Raw genomic sequence first — 15,040 nt, forward strand, 5'->3', positions numbered from 1 at the left:
GGACGAGCAGACCGTCCCGCTCCAGATATCGCAGCGTCAGCGTCAGCATGCGCTGCGAGATGCCGCTGATGCCGTTCTTGATCTGCGAGAAGCGCAGCCGGTTGTCGGGAGCGATGGCCAGCAGCGACATGACCAGCGTCGTCCATTTGTCGCCGAGCCGGGACAGCACATCATGCGGCGCGCAGGGCTCCAGCACCGGGCCGCGGGCGGTGATCTCGTAACGTCGGCCATGGATGGTTTGCGACACTGGTTCTCTTCCTGTGACCGACGCACATTCCTGTGCCGTCTTGCGACACCTTTCTAGCGGTATATATGGGTAACCATCAAGAGTTACCGATGGAGACTATCGTGGACAGGCAAGGCAAAACCATTCTCGTTTTCGGCGCGACCGGCCAGCAGGGCGGTGCCGTTGCCGCGGCGCTGCGCGCCCAGGGCTGGCCGGTGACCGCACTGGTGCGCGATGTCGACAGCGCCAAGGCGCGGGCTTTGGCAACCAGCGGCGTTGCGCTTGCCAGAGGCGATCTTGCCGACAGGAGCTCCATCGAGGCCGCCATGGCCGGTGTCTACGGCGTCTTCAGCGTGCAGCCCAGTTCGGGCCAGAGCGTCGCCGACGGCGGCGTCACCGATGCCGAGGAAATCCGCTACGGCAGCGATATCGCCGACATCGCCAAAGCCAGCGGCGTCAAGCATCTGGTCTATACCTCCGTCAACGCCGCCGGGCCGGAAAAAACCGGAATGGGGCATTTCGACAGCAAGAGCCGGATCGAGGCGCATATCGCCGGCCTCGACATCGCAAGCACCATCATCCGTCCCAGCGCCTTCATGGAAATCCTGATGCTGCCCGGCATGGGCCTCGACCAGGGCATGTTCAGCTTCGCCATGCAGCCAGACCAGCCGATGCAATTCATCGCCGTCGAGGACATCGGCCGGATCGTCGCCGGCATTTTCGCCGACCCCGCGACATTCACAGGGCGGACGATCGAGATCGCCGGCGATGCGCTGACCGGCAATGAACTGGCCGGCCGGCTGAGCCAGGCGGCAGGACGTCCGATCCGCTACCTGCGCTTTCCCGACAGCCTTCTGGACGACAACCTGTTCCTGGCCGGGCTGGTCGCGCTGGTCGACGACGGCCGCCTGGCCGGCAATGCCGATCTGGCCGCGCTTCGGCGCGATTTTCCCGGCCTGCTGACCATGGAGCAATGGCTGGAGACGACCGGCAAGCCGTTGTTGCTGGCGGCCATGGAGGCGGATGGCGGCCCGATCGCGCTGCGCTGACAGGCCGTTGCGGCAGCAAGGGCCGGCGCGGCGGCGCCGTCGTTACCTGCAGCAAAGGGCGGCGCCGACTTGGGCGGAACCATCCCGGCCAGTCGGACGGCGGCTCTCCCGAGCGCGGCCCGGCCGACCGGCGAGGCCGCCTGGCATCCATGCGATGATGGGCCCGGCAATGGTCCCTTCCGCCTTGGCGGCGCCACCGGAAAGACGCTGGCAAAACCTCCCCTTGCTGTCATCGAGATGTCACTTTCAACCAGACGGCGAAACTGTTACGGACAACGATACAATCCTTCGAACACCGCCGCTTTTTCATGACCAAATCCTTTTCACTGCGTTCCGCGCAAACGGTTGCCGTTCTCAGCATCACGCAGATCATCAGCTGGGGCACCAGCTTCGATATGCTCGGCGCCATGGGCCGCATCATCGCGCCCGATCTCGGCCTGTCGAACGAGATCGTCTTTGCCGGCCTGACGGTGATGATGCTGATCACCGGGCTCGTCAGCCCGGCTATCGGTCGGGCGCTGGCGCGCCACGGTGCCGCCCGGGTGCTCACCGCCTCGTCGATCACCTTTGCCATCGGATTGCTGCTGCTCGCCGCAGCCAGCGGTCTCGTGCTCTATACCCTCGCCTGGCTGGTGATGGGACTTGCCGGCGCGATGGGCCTGTCGGCGCCCGCCTATGCGGCGGTGGTCGAGCGCGAGGGACTGAACGGCAAGCGCATCATTACCATCATGATGCTGTTCACCGGCCTGTCGACGACGCTGGCCTGGCCGATCCTCACTTTACTGGACGCGTATTTCGGCTGGCGCGCGACCTTTCTGATCTGCGCCGGCCTGCATCTGTTCGTCAGCCTGCCGCTGTACCTGTTCGCACTGCCAAAGCCGATCGCCGCAGCAAAGGGCGATGCCGGCCACCACGCAGCGCCGATCCCGCTGTCGGCGGCCGGCCGGCGCAAGGCCTTTGTGCTGATCGCCGCGGCGACGACGATTTCCACCTTCGTCACCTTCGGCCTGTCGCCCTCGATGCTCGAGATTTTTCGCCAGTACGGCGCCTCGCCGGCGCTGGCTCTGCAGCTGGGTTCGGCGCGCGGCGTCATCGGCATTTCGGCGCGGCTGATGGACATGCTGCTCGGCCGGCGCGGCAATCCGATCCTCAGCGCCGGGCATCGGTATCGGACTGATGGTGATCAGCTTCGTGCTGCTTCTCGTGGCCGGCGCGTCGACGGTGCAACTGGTGATCTTCACCCTGCTGTTCAGCTTCGGCGGCGGCGTCATGGCGGTGGCCCGGGCGCTGCTGCCGCTGGCGCTGTTTTCGCCGGCCGAATACGGCCTGCATTCGGCGCGGCTGGGGCTGCCGCAGAACCTTGCCAACGCCATCGCGCCGGTGGTCTTCACCGCCATCCTCGACCACGCCAGCGCTCCGATCGCCCTCACCGTCTGCGCCGTGCTGGCGGCGCTGGCGCTGGCGCTGATCATGGCGCTCGGCCTGCTGGTGCGGCGGGCGGCCACGCCGGATCGGGCGGCGGCCATCGCCTGAAGCAGAGACCGACATCCAGGCTTGCCGCGACTATTCGGTGACCGCCCGGAAGCGCATCTCGGCGCAGAACAGCCGCGTCTGCGGTTCGCGCCTGGCTTTCGTCGTCACATGCTGCAGGTTTACCAACACGCCGGCTGCAAGCGGCAGGTCGCCGTCCTGCAACAGGCGGCGGACGAGCGTGGCGATCTCCTGGGCCTGGCGCTGGCCCGCCGCATCGGACCAGGCCTGCAGCGTCAGAAAATGCTCCTCGCCCGGCTCCGTGGACGTCGAATAGTCGTTGCTGACCAGCTCGGCGATGACGATGCAGGGCAATTGCCGGCCGGTCACCAGCCGATCGCGGATGCCGTCGGCGCCGATCAGCGCCGTCAGCCCGGCGTCGGCGGCGAGCGCCGCATGGATCGCCTGCAGCAGTTGGTTGGCGGCAGCACTCATCGGCGACTGCCTTCGTCGCGCTGCCCGCAGGGTCGCTCACCGGGTCGCTGGTTTGCCGGGGTTGGCCGGCCGATGGCCGACAGCCGCGTCAGCAGCAGCGTCAGATCGGGCAAGGTATAGATCGACAAGGCATTCATGCAGCTGTCTCCTCGCAATGGCAGATCAGGTAGCGGCGACTGTCATCGGGGTCCTGGGTGCCGCCGATCCAGAAAATCCGGCCGCCCTTGCGCAACCGCATGCCGGCGGACACGTCCGGGCGAAAGCGCAGCCAGATGCGGTGCGTCCGCCGGAAAATCTCTGCCGACGCCTGCTCCTCGACGCTGTCGCTGACCGGCTCTATCAGCGCCCAGGCCGATGCCGTCTCGACGAAGGTTTTGGTGACGCCACCCTGGCCGTCGGGCGTTTCGACCGCGGCTTCGAGAGTGAGCCGCGCGGTCATCTGGCCGGGATCGAAAAAGCGCGAGCGCATGGTCAAAGGCTCCGGATGAGGAAAGGCGCCAGCAGCCGATCGTAGCCGGGCGGGATCAGGGCCGGCTGGTCTTCGGCGGCAACGACGCCGCGGCAGGAAAACATCTGTGCCACATGGCTGAGCATCGCCCGCTTCAGCGTGTCCGGCACGTCGGTGGCGGTCGCACCGAAGCCGGCCGTAAAATCGATTTCGATGCCGTTGACGGCGCGGCCGGGCCTGACCGGCTTCGGCAGCATCAGCCGCGCCGGACGCCTGAACCCGTCCAGCACATGGCCGTCGAGCGAGAGCGCCGAAGGGCTGCCCGTCTCGTCGTAAACCATCACGCTTTCAATGGTTTGCACCGGGCCCCTGGCAATCGGGATGACGCCGTCTTCACAGATTGAATCAAGATGGAGCCGCCAGCTCTGGTTCATCAGGCAAAGCCCGGTGCTGCGCTCGAGATGCTCGCGGGCAACGGTGATCAGGCGGGTGACGAGGTCGTCTTCGTCGGTCGTATCGAGCCGCAGATGCGCCTTGGTCTCGGCAAGCGCCAGCGCCTCGGCAGCGGGCGGCGTGATCAGGGCATAGGTCATGGGGTCTCCTGTGCGGCGATTTGGGCAACGGGTGAGAAGATGGGCGTGGCAGGCCATTCGCTGCTTTCGACCGAGATGCAGGCCGTGCGGCAGACGAGCCTCCCTTGCGGGGGGGCGATGACGGCGTGGATGGAGGGGTGTCGGGCGCGGAACAATTTCCCGCGTAGGCGACGGGAAAGCGACAGGATGGATTTCTGGCAAGTCACTGATCGAATGCCGGCTCCCCGCCTTCCCTCATTCCTGTGCTTGTCACAGGAATCCAGCCACGGCGCGTCTGCGCCGTGAGAGGACTCTCTTCCGCTCACCAAAAAGTCTTTCGCGCCCGAGGACTTGGGCGCACTGGATTCCCTGTGACGAGCACAGGGATGAGGGTGGAGAGTCTTGTGCCCTCCAACGCTCCCGCTGAGGCCCGAGGCCAAGATGGCGCCCCGACGGGGCGGCAAAAACGCCCCATCGGCTGCGGTTGCCGGCATGTTCGACGCGGCATTTTCGCGCCGGCACGGCAAATGGCGCCTCAGCTGACCGCAAACTTGATCAGCTTGATCGCCTCGAAATCCTGCACCCCGCCGCCGACCCGCTTGGTGGTGTAGAACAGCACGTAGGGCTTGGCCGAATAGGGATCGCGCAGCACGCGGATGCCGGTGCGGTCGACGACCAGGTAGCCGGCGCGGAAATCGCCGAAGGCGATGGCCGGCGCATCGGCGGCGATGTCGGGCATGTCCTCGGCTTCGGTGATCGCAAAGCCCATCAGCGCGGCCGGCTGGCCGGCTCCGGAGGGCGGCTGCCAGAGGTAGTTGCCGTCGGCATCCTTGAATTTGCGGATCGATGCCTGGGTGCGCCGGTTCATGACGAAATTGCCGTTCTGGCGATGGCCGGCCTTCAGCGCATAGATCGTATCGATCAGCACATCGGCCGGGCCCGCCGTCTTGAAGCCGCCGGCTGCCCCCGTCGCCACATAGCCGAGATTGCCCCAGCTCCAGGCGGCATCCGCCACCGCCGTATAGGCCAGAAAACCCTTCGGCTTGTTGACGCCGTCGCCGGTGACGAAGGCGGTGCCTTCCTGCTCGGCAAAGACGATGTCGACCTCGCTGGAGATCCAGCTTTCGATATCGACGGCGGCATCGTCGAGCAGCGCCTGGGTGGCGGCCGGCATGGCGTAGAGTTCCATGGTCGGAAAGCTCAGCTCGGCGAGCTGCGGCGCATTGGTCTGCGGCCGGGCGGCGGTTTCGGCCACCCAGCCGGCGGCAAGCCCCTGGGTGGTAAACGGCTTCTTCAGCACCGAGCCGGACACCTGGCGGACGGTCGCCAGCGACCGGATCGGCGAGACCACCGACAGGCGGCGGCCGATCTCGGTGTCGGTCTGGTCGGGCACCAGATAGCCGCCATCGCTGTTCGAGCCGACCGACAGCGCCTTGGCTTCGAGCTCGCGCAGGCCGGCCTCGTCGCCGCGGCGGATATAGGTTTCGAAGGCGGCCTTGTGCTCGGCGGCGTCGGCCGAGCCGGGGGCGCTGCGGCCGAGCGGCGGGCGGGCCTTCTTCAGCACCAGCTGGTCCAGAACCTTCTTCTGGTCGTCCATCGCCTTGTTGATGCGGTCGACCTTTTCGCGGGTGACGACATCCGACGTCAGCTTGCCCTCGATCTCGCCGAGACGGCGGTCGTTGACATCCTTGAAGGCTTCGAAGGCCTCCATGAATTCCTCGAAGGCGGCGCTCACCGTATCCGGCACCGTCTTGATTTCCATGGTGCCACGCGGCGCCGTTGTTGCCTGCTCGCTCATGCGACTATCCTTTTTCAAAGGTTTCTGTCATCAACTTTCGCGCCGCCCGCCTTATATGGCGGACGAGCTCGGTTTCCCTGTCGCGGAACCACCGCGCATGCTTGACATTCTGGACACGGGCCGAAGGCAGCATCGGAAAGGTCACCACCGAGATTTCCCAGAGGTCGGCCTCCAGAATGCGCCGCACGCCGGACTTGGCATCGGTCTTTGCCCGCACCGTGCGAAAGCCGATCGACAGGCCGTCGAGGGCGGCGTTCTTCAACAGCTGGTGCACTTCGCGGGCGCGGGCGACGCCCGCAGCCAGCTGTCCTTCGACATAGAGGCCGCGGCTGTCCTCGCGGATGGTTTTCCAGGCGCCGATCGGCTCGGAGGGATCGTGCTGGAACAGCATGCGGACCCCCGATGCGCCCCGTTCGCCGAGCGATTTTCGGAAGGCGCCGGGTTCGACGCGGTCCTTGCCGAGATCGACCTCGCCAAAAACGCTGGCATAGCCGGAAAAGCTGCCGTCGCGATGGAGCGCCTTGAGTTCGAGGCTGGCGAATTTGCAGGTATCGACGCCCATGGGAAATCGCGCCGACGCGCGGGATGCGGTCATGGTGAAAGGCTCCGGATTGTACTGATGTTTCGATCGGCGGCGCGGGGGAGTGGTAGTGAGTAGTGAGTAGTGAGTAGTGAGTAGTGAGTAGTGAGTAGTGAGTAGTGAGTAGTGAGTAGTGAGTAGTCATTTTGTAAAATGCAGTAGGCAATAGGCAATAGTAAATCATGACTATCTGAATATAGAGGCCGCATGACGGAGTATGTCGAAAATTACTATTTCCTACTGCCTACTGCCTACTGCCTACTCGCTAATCACTAATCACTACTCACTAATCACTCACTGCCCCGGCTTCTCGCCGTAGCGATCGGCCAGCCGCGACAGGATGCCGAGCCCCCACCAGGCGCAGAGGCTGGCAGCGGCGGAGCCGGCAAGCATCACGTCGACGGCCGACAGCACCGGCGACAGATCGAGCCGCTCCGCTCCCCAGACGCCCGTCGGGCCACCGAAGATCAGGCCGCAGGACAGGCCGGTAAAGAAGCGGCCGGCCGCCTCGCGCCGGTTCTTCGGCAGCAGATAGATCAGCGACACCGCGGCCCCGGCCGAAGCGCCGACGATCTTTGCCGCCCACAGCCCGGCGTCGCTTGGAAGATGCGCCATTGTTAATCTCTCGATGTTAGGATGGGGATCGGCAAAAGGCTGCGGCTTGCGGCAATGCGCCTGCGTTGCGGCGTCACGGTCGCAATTCAGCGTGTGTTTTGAATCGGTTCGGGCCGATTTTTGGCGAGTTGAGTCAGGCCATTGAGAGGTTGAGTCAGCGAAATGGGGCTGGCGCTCGAGACTTCCATCAAAGCACTGTTAACCTTGGTTTTCGGCCTATTGACCTGAAACAACCTACTGTTCGCCATCAATCACGAGCGAGATGTCCTGCCTGCCGTGATGGATGAGCAGGATGACCAGTTCGGTCGGATGGATTTCATAGTCTATGACGTAAGGCGGCGTGACGAAGCGCCGGACATCACCCCGCGCCATAACCGGCGTGCCAACATTCGGATAGTCGGATAGTGTCTTTGCAGCCTGACGGAGTTGCCGCGACACGCCGGCCGCGGCTCTCTTGTTGAACCGCGCAAGATACGCTCTTTCTGAGCGGATGAACGCGGCGGCGCGTGTCGAAATCCGCACCTTTGTCATGCAGCGTCATCTTTGATTGGCCTGGTTTCGCCATCGGCATCGAACTCCGCCAGCAGATCATCGAGGTCCATGACGTTGCCGGCTTCGACATCCGCTTGCGCTGCCATGATCTGCAGGACATCATTGCCCTCCTGCATCAGGTAATATTTCAGCGCCCGGACGATCACCCAGCTGCGGTTGCGATCGGAAGCCTTGGCGATCGCCTCGATATCCGCCAGCATGTCCTCGGGAATGCGCAAGGCGATCGGGTCGGATAAGACTGGCTTGGCCATCGAAAAACTCCTTGATTTGTTATACGCCGTATAACAAATTTTCGAACCCGCCTCAATATCCCACCGCCTGACGCTTCTCCGCATCCGTCAGGAAATCGGCCGCCCCGACCCGCGTCCACAGCTGGTCGCGCTCGGCCGCCAGGCCGGCGATGGTGTCGAGGTCCGGCTCCAGCCGCAGGCCGTCGCCATAGGCGCCGGCAAACCACAGCGACAGCGCCGAGGCGGTGCGGGCCAGCAGCGGCAGCACCGTCAGCCGGTAGAAGGCGCGGTTGGCCTCCTGGTAGTTGGCATAGGTGTTGTCGCCGGGAATGCCGAGCAGCATCGGCGGCACGCCGAAGGCGAGCGCGATGTCGCGGGCCGCCCCATGGCGCGCCTCGACGAAATCCATGTCCTTCGGCGACAGGCCCATCGACTTCCAGTCGAGCCCGCCTTCGAGCAGCAGCGGCCGGCCGGCCCGCATCGGCCCGGAATAGCCCTCGTCCAGTTCCTGGCGCAGCCGCTCGTACTGGTCCGGCGACAGGTTGCCGCCCTCCTTCGGCTGGTAGACCAGGGCGCCGGAGGGCCGGGCCGAATTGTCGAGCAGCGCCTTGTTCCAGCTGGCCGAGGCATTGTGCAGGTCGAGCGCCACCTGGGCGGCGGCCAGCGGCGGAAAGCCGAGATGGTCGTCGAGCGGATGGAAGAGTTTCAGGTGCAGCAGCGTCAGCCCGTCGACGTCTGCGGCAAAGCGGCGGACCAGGCCGCCGACGCGATACTCGTAAGCCTCCGGCCAGCCGTCGCGGCCCTCGACGATGGCGACGCGGTCCGGGCGCAGCAGATGCATTTCGCGCAATTCGCCGCCGATCGACAGCGGCTCGACATAGGCATTTCCGGACAACAGCAGATGGCCGTGCAGCGCCTCGAAGAAATCCGGGCCGGCCATGCGGCCGTTCGGCCGGCGCATCAGCGCCAGCAGCGGATGGTCGCCGATCTCGCGGTCGCCCTCGTAGAGCAGCCAGGAGACCGACGCCGCCGCCTCGGCGATCAGCCGCACCGAGCGGTGGGCGACGGGATTTTTCATGAAACCCTCGCGGGCGAGCGCCGCGTAGGAACGGCCGGTCCAGTGGGCCCGGGCGTCGGTGGACAGCGCCAGCAGCGCGCCGGTGGCCTTTTGCTCGGGCACGGTTTTGCGGCCCGACGTGGCGGGACGCCACGGCAGGGGAAAGGGGAGTTTCATCCGGATGTCCTTGGTTGGTGGCGCTGGCGGCGGCGGAGAGGCCCATCATTTTCAAGGGCTTCTCAGCAGGCCGGTGGGCCGCTATCCATTATCCCATCATCACGCCGGCGGTCATCGCCGTCGGCATCGACCTGTCAGCGAGGCAGCCATGCACCGTGCCGTCACATTCATTACCATGGCCCTGCTCGGCGTGTTGCTGCTGGCGCAGGTCGGCGAGGCCCGACCGGCGTTGATGAAACAGTCGTCTCTCGACGCGCTGCGGGCGTCGATCCAAAGCCACTGGTTCCCGTCTTCCGAACTCCACGATGCCGTGGGCGTGTCTGCCGATATCAGGCTGCATCTGGACCGCAGCGGCAACATAGTCGGCCGACCTGCGGTGCGGGTGCGCGGCGGCACCACCGTCCAGCGGCAAATATTGTTGCAAACCGTCAGCAGAGCGGTCGTCCGCAGTGCGCCCTTCACCATGCTGCCGGCCGACCATTACGACGCCTGGAAAACCGTTGTCGTCAGCTTCGCGATCCGGCGCTTCTGAGCGGCTGACGGTCGCCGCACCCCGGCCGAAGCCGTCGGTGGCCGCGCCGCGGCGCGGCGCGACAATATCGGCGCGACCGGAGCCGGCTACAGCGGCTGCCGTCGCCGCCGTTGCGCTGTCGTAATCCGCGGCGATCCGCATCTCGCGCAGCGGCCGCACCCGCTCGATCGAGATCTGGTAGTTCGGATGCGCCTTGTAGGCGGCCAGCGCCGCCTCGTCGTCGAATTCGCCGTAGACGACGAGATCGACATCGGTGCCGAGCTGGTCGGTCTTGACGTTGGTGCCGATCTCCAGCAGCCGGGCATGGGGGATTTCGGTGAGGATCGACAGGCCGGCCCGCACCGCTTCGAGATTGGCCCGATCGGGGACGTTGAAGAAGACGATATGACGGATCACGCGCGGCACTCCTCGGCAAGGTTGTCTGCCGCAGCGGTTAGCATGCGGGGCAGCGGGGTTCAACCGCGGCACGGTGGCGTCTCGCAGGTGCACCCGACACCGGCTTTTGGCGCACCCCGCCTTGACGAAAACGGCAGCCCGAGGGCTGCCGCTTTCATCCGGAACGCGGCTTCAAACCGCCTCAGTTCGTCGAAGCCCCGTCCGAAACGGTCAGGCCGACAGTGCGGCCGGGGAAGCCGGCGGCGTCGAAATACCGGGTGTCGCCGACCGTCTGCAGGTCGACGATGGTCTTCAGGCCATTGGCGGCCGGCGCCGACACCAGCATCTTGGCTGCCACCTCCGGCATCGTCCCGCCCTTCATCGCCTCCGATAGGACGCGGCCGACCAGCTTGCCCTTGTCCTCGGTCGGAAGATCGAGAATGCTGGCGATGGTCTTGCCGACGTCGGCATTGCTGGTCGGGGCGGCATCGGTAAAGCCGGTCTTGAAGTCCGGGCCGATCATCGCCTGGAAATTCCAGGTGTCGGCGCGGCTGAACGAGCCGTGCATGCCCTGGCCCTGCTGCAATCCGCTGTCGGCAACCTCGGCGGTGCAGCGTTCCGGCTGGCCGCAGATGGTCGAGAACGAGCGGAAGTTGACGGCGATCGCCGGCATCGGCGTCACCGCCGTGCCTTCCAGCGCAATGTCGTCGAGCGTCAAAGTGCCCGGAAAGGAACCGAGCGACTTGGCGACGAAGATGCCGCTGACATAATCCTGGGCGAGCAGCGCGTCGACGACGCTCTTGGCCATCGCCTTGTCGCCGTCGGGCAGGTAGATCAGGTCGGAGCCGCCATTGGCGGCGACCACCACCTTGGGATGATCCTTGTCGCCGCCGATCAGGCCGTCGCCGCCCTTCGGATGCTGGCCGGCGTCGATCGGCTTGTAGTCCTGGTCGGGATCGATCAGCGGCAGGCCAAGCGCCTTCGACAGGTCGAGCGCCAGGAACCCGACCGGCAGCAGGCCGGGCGTCACGTCGGCATAGCTCGCCTTGGCCGCCTCGCTGGTCTGGCTCTGCTTGGAGATCGTCGAAAAGCCGTGGTCGGCGGTGACGATGATGTCGGTGGTGTCGGCCAGCCCCTGCTCCTGCAGCGCGGCGCGCAAACGGCCGAGATCGTCGTCGGCATTGCGGATGGCGGCAAGCGACGTCGGGCCGTTGATGCCGGGCACCAGCTTGCCGAGGCTGTCGCCCTGGTTATGCTGCGTGCCGTCGGGGTCGCGCGACCAGAAGACCATGACGAAGGGCTTGTGCCTGTCGGCCAGTTCCGGCAGCACGGCGCGGGTGGCGGCGGCGGCGAAATAATCCTGCTGGATGGTGTTGGCCGATTTGGTGCCGGCGGTCTGGAAATCGCCGGATTTGCCGTTCGGGCCGCGCGCCGGGGTCGCCAGCGGCAGGCCGGCCGCCTTCAGCCGCTCCTGGGTTTCGGCCGACAGCGGAATGCCCTTTTCGGTCCCGGTCGAATCGTCGATCAGCACCGTCTTTTCGCCGGTCCGCTCGGTATGGTCGAAGATCAGCGCCGGGCCGAGCTTGCCGATCGAGGCGGTGCCAAAACCCTTTTTCGCGGGCGAGCTGCAGGATGGTCGCCTCGTTCAGATAATTGCCGGAAAAATGCTCGTCGACATCGCCGAGAACAGGATCGCTTTCGAGAAACGGCGTCAGGCTCTTGCCGGCGCCGGGCACCTGGAAGCCGGTATAGATGGTGTTCGAAAAGTCGCCGGTGTCGCCGAGCATATGGCCGGTGGCCATGGCCGAGGCATTGGCGGTGGTAAAGGTCGGGAACAGCGAATGGCTGTTGCGCAAGTAGACGCCGTTGCGGGCGATTGCCGCCATATTCGGCGCCGTCGTGTCGTCGACAACAGGGCTGCGCAGTCCGTCGGCGACGAACAGGATGACATTGTGCGGCTGGTCGGCCGCCGTCGCAGCGGACGCGGTGGTGAGGCCGGCAACGCCCGCAGCCAGCAGGGCAGACATAAGTTTCAACGTCATAGCAATCTCCAAGCATCCGAATGCCGGCGACGCTAGACCCGCTGCTTGACAGTTTCGTGACAATCCGGGCTTCGGCCACGGAGGTGCGTTCGGATGCACGCGGTCGGCCGGCGCTGGCGCTGCGGCGGCCTTGACAGGGCGGACGATGTTCAAAGCAGCAGCCATATGGCATATTGTGCTGAACACGACGTCTCCCGATCGGCTTGCAAGGAAACCTGGCATGATCGACACCGTGGTTGAAAAGCTCGAAGGCGAGGTTCGCGGCGAACTGGTTGTCGGACCCGGCGCCGCCACGACCGGCGTCGTTGTCCTTGGCGGCTCCAGCGGCAGGGTGGATGTCGGCCGCGCCCAGCTGTTTGCCGAGGCCGGCACCCGAGCCCTGGCGCTGCAATGGTTCGGCGGCACCGGCCAAGCGCCTGGCATCTGTGAAATCCCGCTGGAGACGTTCGTGTCTGCAACGGACCATATGATGGCGATCGGCTGCCGGCGCATCGTCTTCGTCGGCACCTCCAAGGGGGCCGAAGCCGCACTGCTGACGGCCATCCGCGATCCACGCGTCAATGCTGTCGTCGCCATCAACCCGTCATCGGTCGTCTGGGGCAATATCGGCCCAGGCATCGACGGGATCGCCTGGCCGGAACGGTCCTCCTGGTCCTTCGGCGGCGTGCCGCTCGATTTCGTGCCTTTCATCCCCGGCTACGCGCCGGCCTATCGGCAGGACTTGGTGTCTTTCCGCGGCCTCTTCGAGCATTGCCTCCGCCATTCCAGGGACGACCGGAGCGAAATCCCGATCGAAGCGGCAGCAGCGGATATTCTGCTCATTGCCGGAGGAGACGACGCGGTCTGGCCAAGCGCGCATTTTGCGCAGGCTCTTTCCAGGCGCCGAACCGACCATGGCAGGCCGGTGGCGCTGATAGCCGATACAGAGGCCGGGCACCGCGTCCTGTTTCCCGGCGAGAAAACCCCACGGTCGATCGCCCATGCCCATGGTGGCAGCGACGCGGCCGATGCGCGGCTCGGACAAGCCGCCTGGCCGCAGGTGCTGGCGTTGCTGTAACAGCCGACCGACAGCCTTCATGCGACGATCCGGGGCATAGCCGGCTTTTTGCCGCCCGATATCCGCGCCCGATAGCCGCGGGCTGATGAAACGCTTGCCATGACGGCGCTGCCGGTATTGAATCGCCTGCGGCTATCCCCACCTATAGGAAATGTCCATGCACGTTCCGCCGACATTTGCGCATCACATCACGATTTCCCCCGGGGACATCGATCACATGGGGCATGTCAACAATGCGGTGTACCTGCAATGGGTGCAGGAAACGATCGTCAACTACTGGAAAGACATCGCGCCGCTCGAAGCCCGCGCCAGCCTGCTCTGGGTGGCGCTGAAGCATGAGATCACCTATCGCGCCCCGCTGTTTCTCGACGACGACGTCGACGCCCTGGTGACGGCCACCGAAACCCGCGGCTCGCGCGCCTCGTTCAAGACGATCTTCAAGCGCGGCAAGGATGTCTCGGCCGAGGTCGTCAGTTCCTGGTGCTGCATCGACGCCGCCACCCGCAAGCCCCGGCGGCTCGCCCGCGAGATCGTCCGGAAATTTTTACCGGACTGAGGCTGGCAGTTTCGTCGGGTGCTGGTGGGTCATCCCTGCCTGGTGGGCAAGCCTTTTGCAAATGGCAACCGCTGTTAAGGTTCGGCGCCATTCTCCCCTCCCTCGCGGCTGTCGTGGGCGGCGGCCGCAACGCCGGGGACAAACCTCGAGGGCGCGTATTTCGTTTCCCGGTGATGATGCCGGCTGCGCTCGATCGACCCCATCGTTCGGGCATGCCAGCCAATTCCTTTCGGCTCAAAATTTGCCCGGCAGCGCCTAGACCGTATAGCTCAGCGCCGCATAATATCCCCTTCCGTAACCGGCAATCGCGTCGGCGCGGTCGAGGCCGTTGATGATCTTGCGGGCGTTGACCCAATCCGCCGTGCTCCGGTTAAAATAGTTCGCCAGCTTGTGGCCGGTAAAACTGCCGTTCAGCATGCCGTAGAAGATGACGTCGATCGCCACAGTCATGGTCAGCGCCAGCGCCGGATTGGCAACCAGATTGACGCCGATGGCATGCCCGAGCTTCTGATAATTCGTCTTGAAGGTCAGCTGCACCAGGCCGCGGCCGAACCAGAAATTGCCGCTGGCGTCCTGGCGCCAATAGGGATCGTGGACCCAGCGCAACTTGCCGGCCTTCCACGCCGCCTCCAGCCGCTGCGCCGCCTGCAGGTCGCTGTTGGCCAGCGTTTCGCGCACCGGCTGCATCGTGTGGGCCGATTCATGGTAGGCGGTCGCCAGGATATAGGCGAGCCAGCGGTCGTCCTCGCCGGCATATTCCTTTTCCCAGGCGTCGAGCAAAGCATTGTGGCCGTCGAGCTGCGATTGGACGAGGCCGTTCGGAAACAGTTTTTCGCGAAGATGGTCGAAGAAAAAGTCGCGGTTGATGGTCATGCGCCCTCCCCATGCCCCGGCCTTGCCAGGGGCCAAAGCGTCGCCACTGTCGGCGCCGGAAGGGCACCGCAGTTCCTCTTTGTCGTCGAACTGCCCTGAAAACGGACAGCCGTCATCGCCGGTGCAACGCGGATTAAACCACGTCCGATTCGAAATTGCATCCGGCTTCTCGATGCAACCTTGGGATATTTCCGCGGCCGAAACGCGCCGCCGGCTTTCCTCCACAATTTTAATCGTTTTAAAATAATTTCAATCGTTTAAAGCGAGTAAGCAGCTGATTTACAATTGCTTTGTCATGTGGAACCATTGTCGTCGCAGCGACGTTATGCGCCCTGT

18 protein-coding genes and 1 pseudogene are annotated in these 15,040 nt (G+C 65.0%); 4 read left to right on the forward strand and 15 right to left on the reverse strand.

Going from position 1 to position 15,040, the window contains the following annotated elements; genetic code table 11:
* Window positions 1–7 precede the first annotated feature (7 nt).
* Window positions 8–130 (reverse strand): annotated as a pseudogene (locus PW844_RS29420) (winged helix-turn-helix transcriptional regulator); the annotation flags it as partial.
* A gap of 206 nt (window positions 131–336) precedes the next feature.
* On the opposite strand from PW844_RS29420, the gene PW844_RS07310 reads away from it, so the two are divergent.
* Entirely contained in the window at window positions 337–1,275 is a 939-nt protein-coding gene (locus PW844_RS07310) for an NmrA/HSCARG family protein (protein WP_299449836.1), read from the forward strand.
* Between the two features lie 308 nt (window positions 1,276–1,583).
* Window positions 1,584–2,849 (forward strand): MFS transporter, encoded by a 1,266-nt coding sequence (locus PW844_RS07315; RefSeq protein WP_299449838.1) that lies wholly within the window; start codon window positions 1,584–1,586, stop codon window positions 2,847–2,849.
* Here PW844_RS07315 and PW844_RS07320 read toward each other — a convergent pair.
* From PW844_RS07320 to PW844_RS07380, 13 genes are all read right to left on the reverse strand, one after another.
* Window positions 2,839–3,240, reverse strand: coding sequence for a DUF3168 domain-containing protein (locus tag PW844_RS07320; protein ID WP_299449840.1), 402 nt, complete (start codon window positions 3,238–3,240; stop codon window positions 2,839–2,841). The two genes, PW844_RS07315 and PW844_RS07320, sit on opposite strands and share 11 nt — an antisense overlap.
* A complete protein-coding gene (locus PW844_RS07325) occupies window positions 3,237–3,377 on the reverse strand; it encodes a hypothetical protein (RefSeq protein WP_299449842.1) in 141 nt (46 codons plus the stop codon). Before PW844_RS07325 ends, PW844_RS07320 begins: the two co-directional genes overlap by 4 nt.
* A complete protein-coding gene (locus tag PW844_RS07330) occupies window positions 3,374–3,709 on the reverse strand; it encodes a phage head closure protein (RefSeq protein WP_299449844.1) in 336 nt (111 codons plus the stop codon). Before PW844_RS07330 ends, PW844_RS07325 begins: the two co-directional genes overlap by 4 nt.
* A 2-nt stretch (window positions 3,710–3,711) precedes the next feature.
* Window positions 3,712–4,281 carry a head-tail connector protein gene (locus tag PW844_RS07335; RefSeq protein ID WP_299449846.1) on the reverse strand — a complete coding sequence of 190 codons (570 nt, stop codon included), beginning with the start codon at window positions 4,279–4,281 and terminating at the stop codon, window positions 3,712–3,714.
* A gap of 514 nt (window positions 4,282–4,795) precedes the next feature.
* On the reverse strand, window positions 4,796–6,058 hold the full coding sequence (locus tag PW844_RS07340; RefSeq protein WP_299449848.1) for a phage major capsid protein: 1,263 nt from the start codon (window positions 6,056–6,058) through the stop codon (window positions 4,796–4,798).
* A 4-nt stretch (window positions 6,059–6,062) separates the two neighbouring features.
* On the reverse strand, window positions 6,063–6,653 hold the full coding sequence (locus PW844_RS07345; RefSeq protein WP_299449850.1) for an HK97 family phage prohead protease: 591 nt from the start codon (window positions 6,651–6,653) through the stop codon (window positions 6,063–6,065).
* A 279-nt stretch (window positions 6,654–6,932) separates the two neighbouring features.
* A complete protein-coding gene (locus PW844_RS07350) occupies window positions 6,933–7,253 on the reverse strand; it encodes a DUF6107 family protein (protein WP_299449852.1) in 321 nt (106 codons plus the stop codon).
* A gap of 234 nt (window positions 7,254–7,487) precedes the next feature.
* On the reverse strand, window positions 7,488–7,784 hold the full coding sequence (locus PW844_RS07355; RefSeq protein WP_299449854.1) for a type II toxin-antitoxin system RelE/ParE family toxin: 297 nt from the start codon (window positions 7,782–7,784) through the stop codon (window positions 7,488–7,490).
* Window positions 7,781–8,056, reverse strand: a complete 276-nt coding sequence (locus PW844_RS07360) for a CopG family ribbon-helix-helix protein (RefSeq protein ID WP_299449856.1) — start codon at window positions 8,054–8,056, stop codon at window positions 7,781–7,783. Before PW844_RS07360 ends, PW844_RS07355 begins: the two co-directional genes overlap by 4 nt.
* Before the next feature lie 52 nt (window positions 8,057–8,108).
* Window positions 8,109–9,269, reverse strand: a complete 1,161-nt coding sequence (locus PW844_RS07365; RefSeq protein WP_299449858.1) for a phage portal protein — start codon at window positions 9,267–9,269, stop codon at window positions 8,109–8,111.
* An 88-nt stretch (window positions 9,270–9,357) separates the two neighbouring features.
* Complete coding sequence (locus PW844_RS07370; protein ID WP_299449860.1) at window positions 9,358–10,197, reverse strand: Dabb family protein; 840 nt, start codon at window positions 10,195–10,197, stop codon at window positions 9,358–9,360.
* Between the two features lie 181 nt (window positions 10,198–10,378).
* A complete protein-coding gene (locus PW844_RS07375; protein ID WP_299449862.1) occupies window positions 10,379–11,506 on the reverse strand; it encodes an alkaline phosphatase family protein in 1,128 nt (375 codons plus the stop codon).
* A complete protein-coding gene (locus PW844_RS07380; protein ID WP_299449863.1) occupies window positions 11,427–12,218 on the reverse strand; it encodes an alkaline phosphatase family protein in 792 nt (263 codons plus the stop codon). The genes PW844_RS07375 and PW844_RS07380 overlap by 80 nt, the downstream gene beginning before the upstream one ends.
* A 220-nt stretch (window positions 12,219–12,438) precedes the next feature.
* Here PW844_RS07380 and PW844_RS07385 point away from each other — a divergent pair, with 220 nt between their 5' ends.
* Together PW844_RS07385 and PW844_RS07390 are read left to right on the forward strand one after the other, a co-directional pair.
* On the forward strand, window positions 12,439–13,275 hold the full coding sequence (locus PW844_RS07385; protein WP_299449865.1) for an acyl-CoA thioester hydrolase/BAAT C-terminal domain-containing protein: 837 nt from the start codon (window positions 12,439–12,441) through the stop codon (window positions 13,273–13,275).
* 157 nt (window positions 13,276–13,432) lie between these two features.
* Window positions 13,433–13,831: a thioesterase family protein gene (locus tag PW844_RS07390; RefSeq protein ID WP_299449866.1), complete on the forward strand. Its 399-nt coding sequence runs from the start codon at window positions 13,433–13,435 to the stop codon at window positions 13,829–13,831.
* Window positions 13,832–14,086: 255 nt separating this feature from the next.
* Here PW844_RS07390 and PW844_RS07395 read toward each other — a convergent pair whose 3' ends face one another.
* Window positions 14,087–14,704: a glycoside hydrolase family 19 protein gene (locus tag PW844_RS07395; RefSeq protein WP_299449868.1), complete on the reverse strand. Its 618-nt coding sequence runs from the start codon at window positions 14,702–14,704 to the stop codon at window positions 14,087–14,089.
* Window positions 14,705–15,040: the final 336 nt, after the last annotated feature.

The sequence above is a fragment of the Pantoea sp. genome (assembly GCF_028283705.1).
Classification (GTDB): Bacteria; Pseudomonadota; Gammaproteobacteria; order Enterobacterales; family Enterobacteriaceae; genus Pantoea.

Coding starts and splice junctions, on each gene's coding strand:
- PW844_RS07310 (WP_299449836.1), top strand. CDS start 337: ATGGAGACTATCGTGGACAGGCAAGGCAAAACCATTCTCGTTTTCGGC.
- PW844_RS07315 (WP_299449838.1), top strand. CDS start 1,584: ATGACCAAATCCTTTTCACTGCGTTCCGCGCAAACGGTTGCCGTTCTC.
- PW844_RS07320 (WP_299449840.1), bottom strand. CDS start 3,240: ATGAGTGCTGCCGCCAACCAACTGCTGCAGGCGATCCATGCGGCGCTC.
- PW844_RS07325 (WP_299449842.1), bottom strand. CDS start 3,377: ATGAATGCCTTGTCGATCTATACCTTGCCCGATCTGACGCTGCTGCTG.
- PW844_RS07330 (WP_299449844.1), bottom strand. CDS start 3,709: ATGCGCTCGCGCTTTTTCGATCCCGGCCAGATGACCGCGCGGCTCACT.
- PW844_RS07335 (WP_299449846.1), bottom strand. CDS start 4,281: ATGACCTATGCCCTGATCACGCCGCCCGCTGCCGAGGCGCTGGCGCTT.
- PW844_RS07340 (WP_299449848.1), bottom strand. CDS start 6,058: ATGAGCGAGCAGGCAACAACGGCGCCGCGTGGCACCATGGAAATCAAG.
- PW844_RS07345 (WP_299449850.1), bottom strand. CDS start 6,653: ATGACCGCATCCCGCGCGTCGGCGCGATTTCCCATGGGCGTCGATACC.
- PW844_RS07350 (WP_299449852.1), bottom strand. CDS start 7,253: ATGGCGCATCTTCCAAGCGACGCCGGGCTGTGGGCGGCAAAGATCGTC.
- PW844_RS07355 (WP_299449854.1), bottom strand. CDS start 7,784: ATGACAAAGGTGCGGATTTCGACACGCGCCGCCGCGTTCATCCGCTCA.
- PW844_RS07360 (WP_299449856.1), bottom strand. CDS start 8,056: ATGGCCAAGCCAGTCTTATCCGACCCGATCGCCTTGCGCATTCCCGAG.
- PW844_RS07365 (WP_299449858.1), bottom strand. CDS start 9,269: ATGAAACTCCCCTTTCCCCTGCCGTGGCGTCCCGCCACGTCGGGCCGC.
- PW844_RS07380 (WP_299449863.1), bottom strand. CDS start 12,218: ATGACGTTGAAACTTATGTCTGCCCTGCTGGCTGCGGGCGTTGCCGGC.
- PW844_RS07385 (WP_299449865.1), top strand. CDS start 12,439: ATGATCGACACCGTGGTTGAAAAGCTCGAAGGCGAGGTTCGCGGCGAA.
- PW844_RS07390 (WP_299449866.1), top strand. CDS start 13,433: ATGCACGTTCCGCCGACATTTGCGCATCACATCACGATTTCCCCCGGG.
- PW844_RS07395 (WP_299449868.1), bottom strand. CDS start 14,704: ATGACCATCAACCGCGACTTTTTCTTCGACCATCTTCGCGAAAAACTG.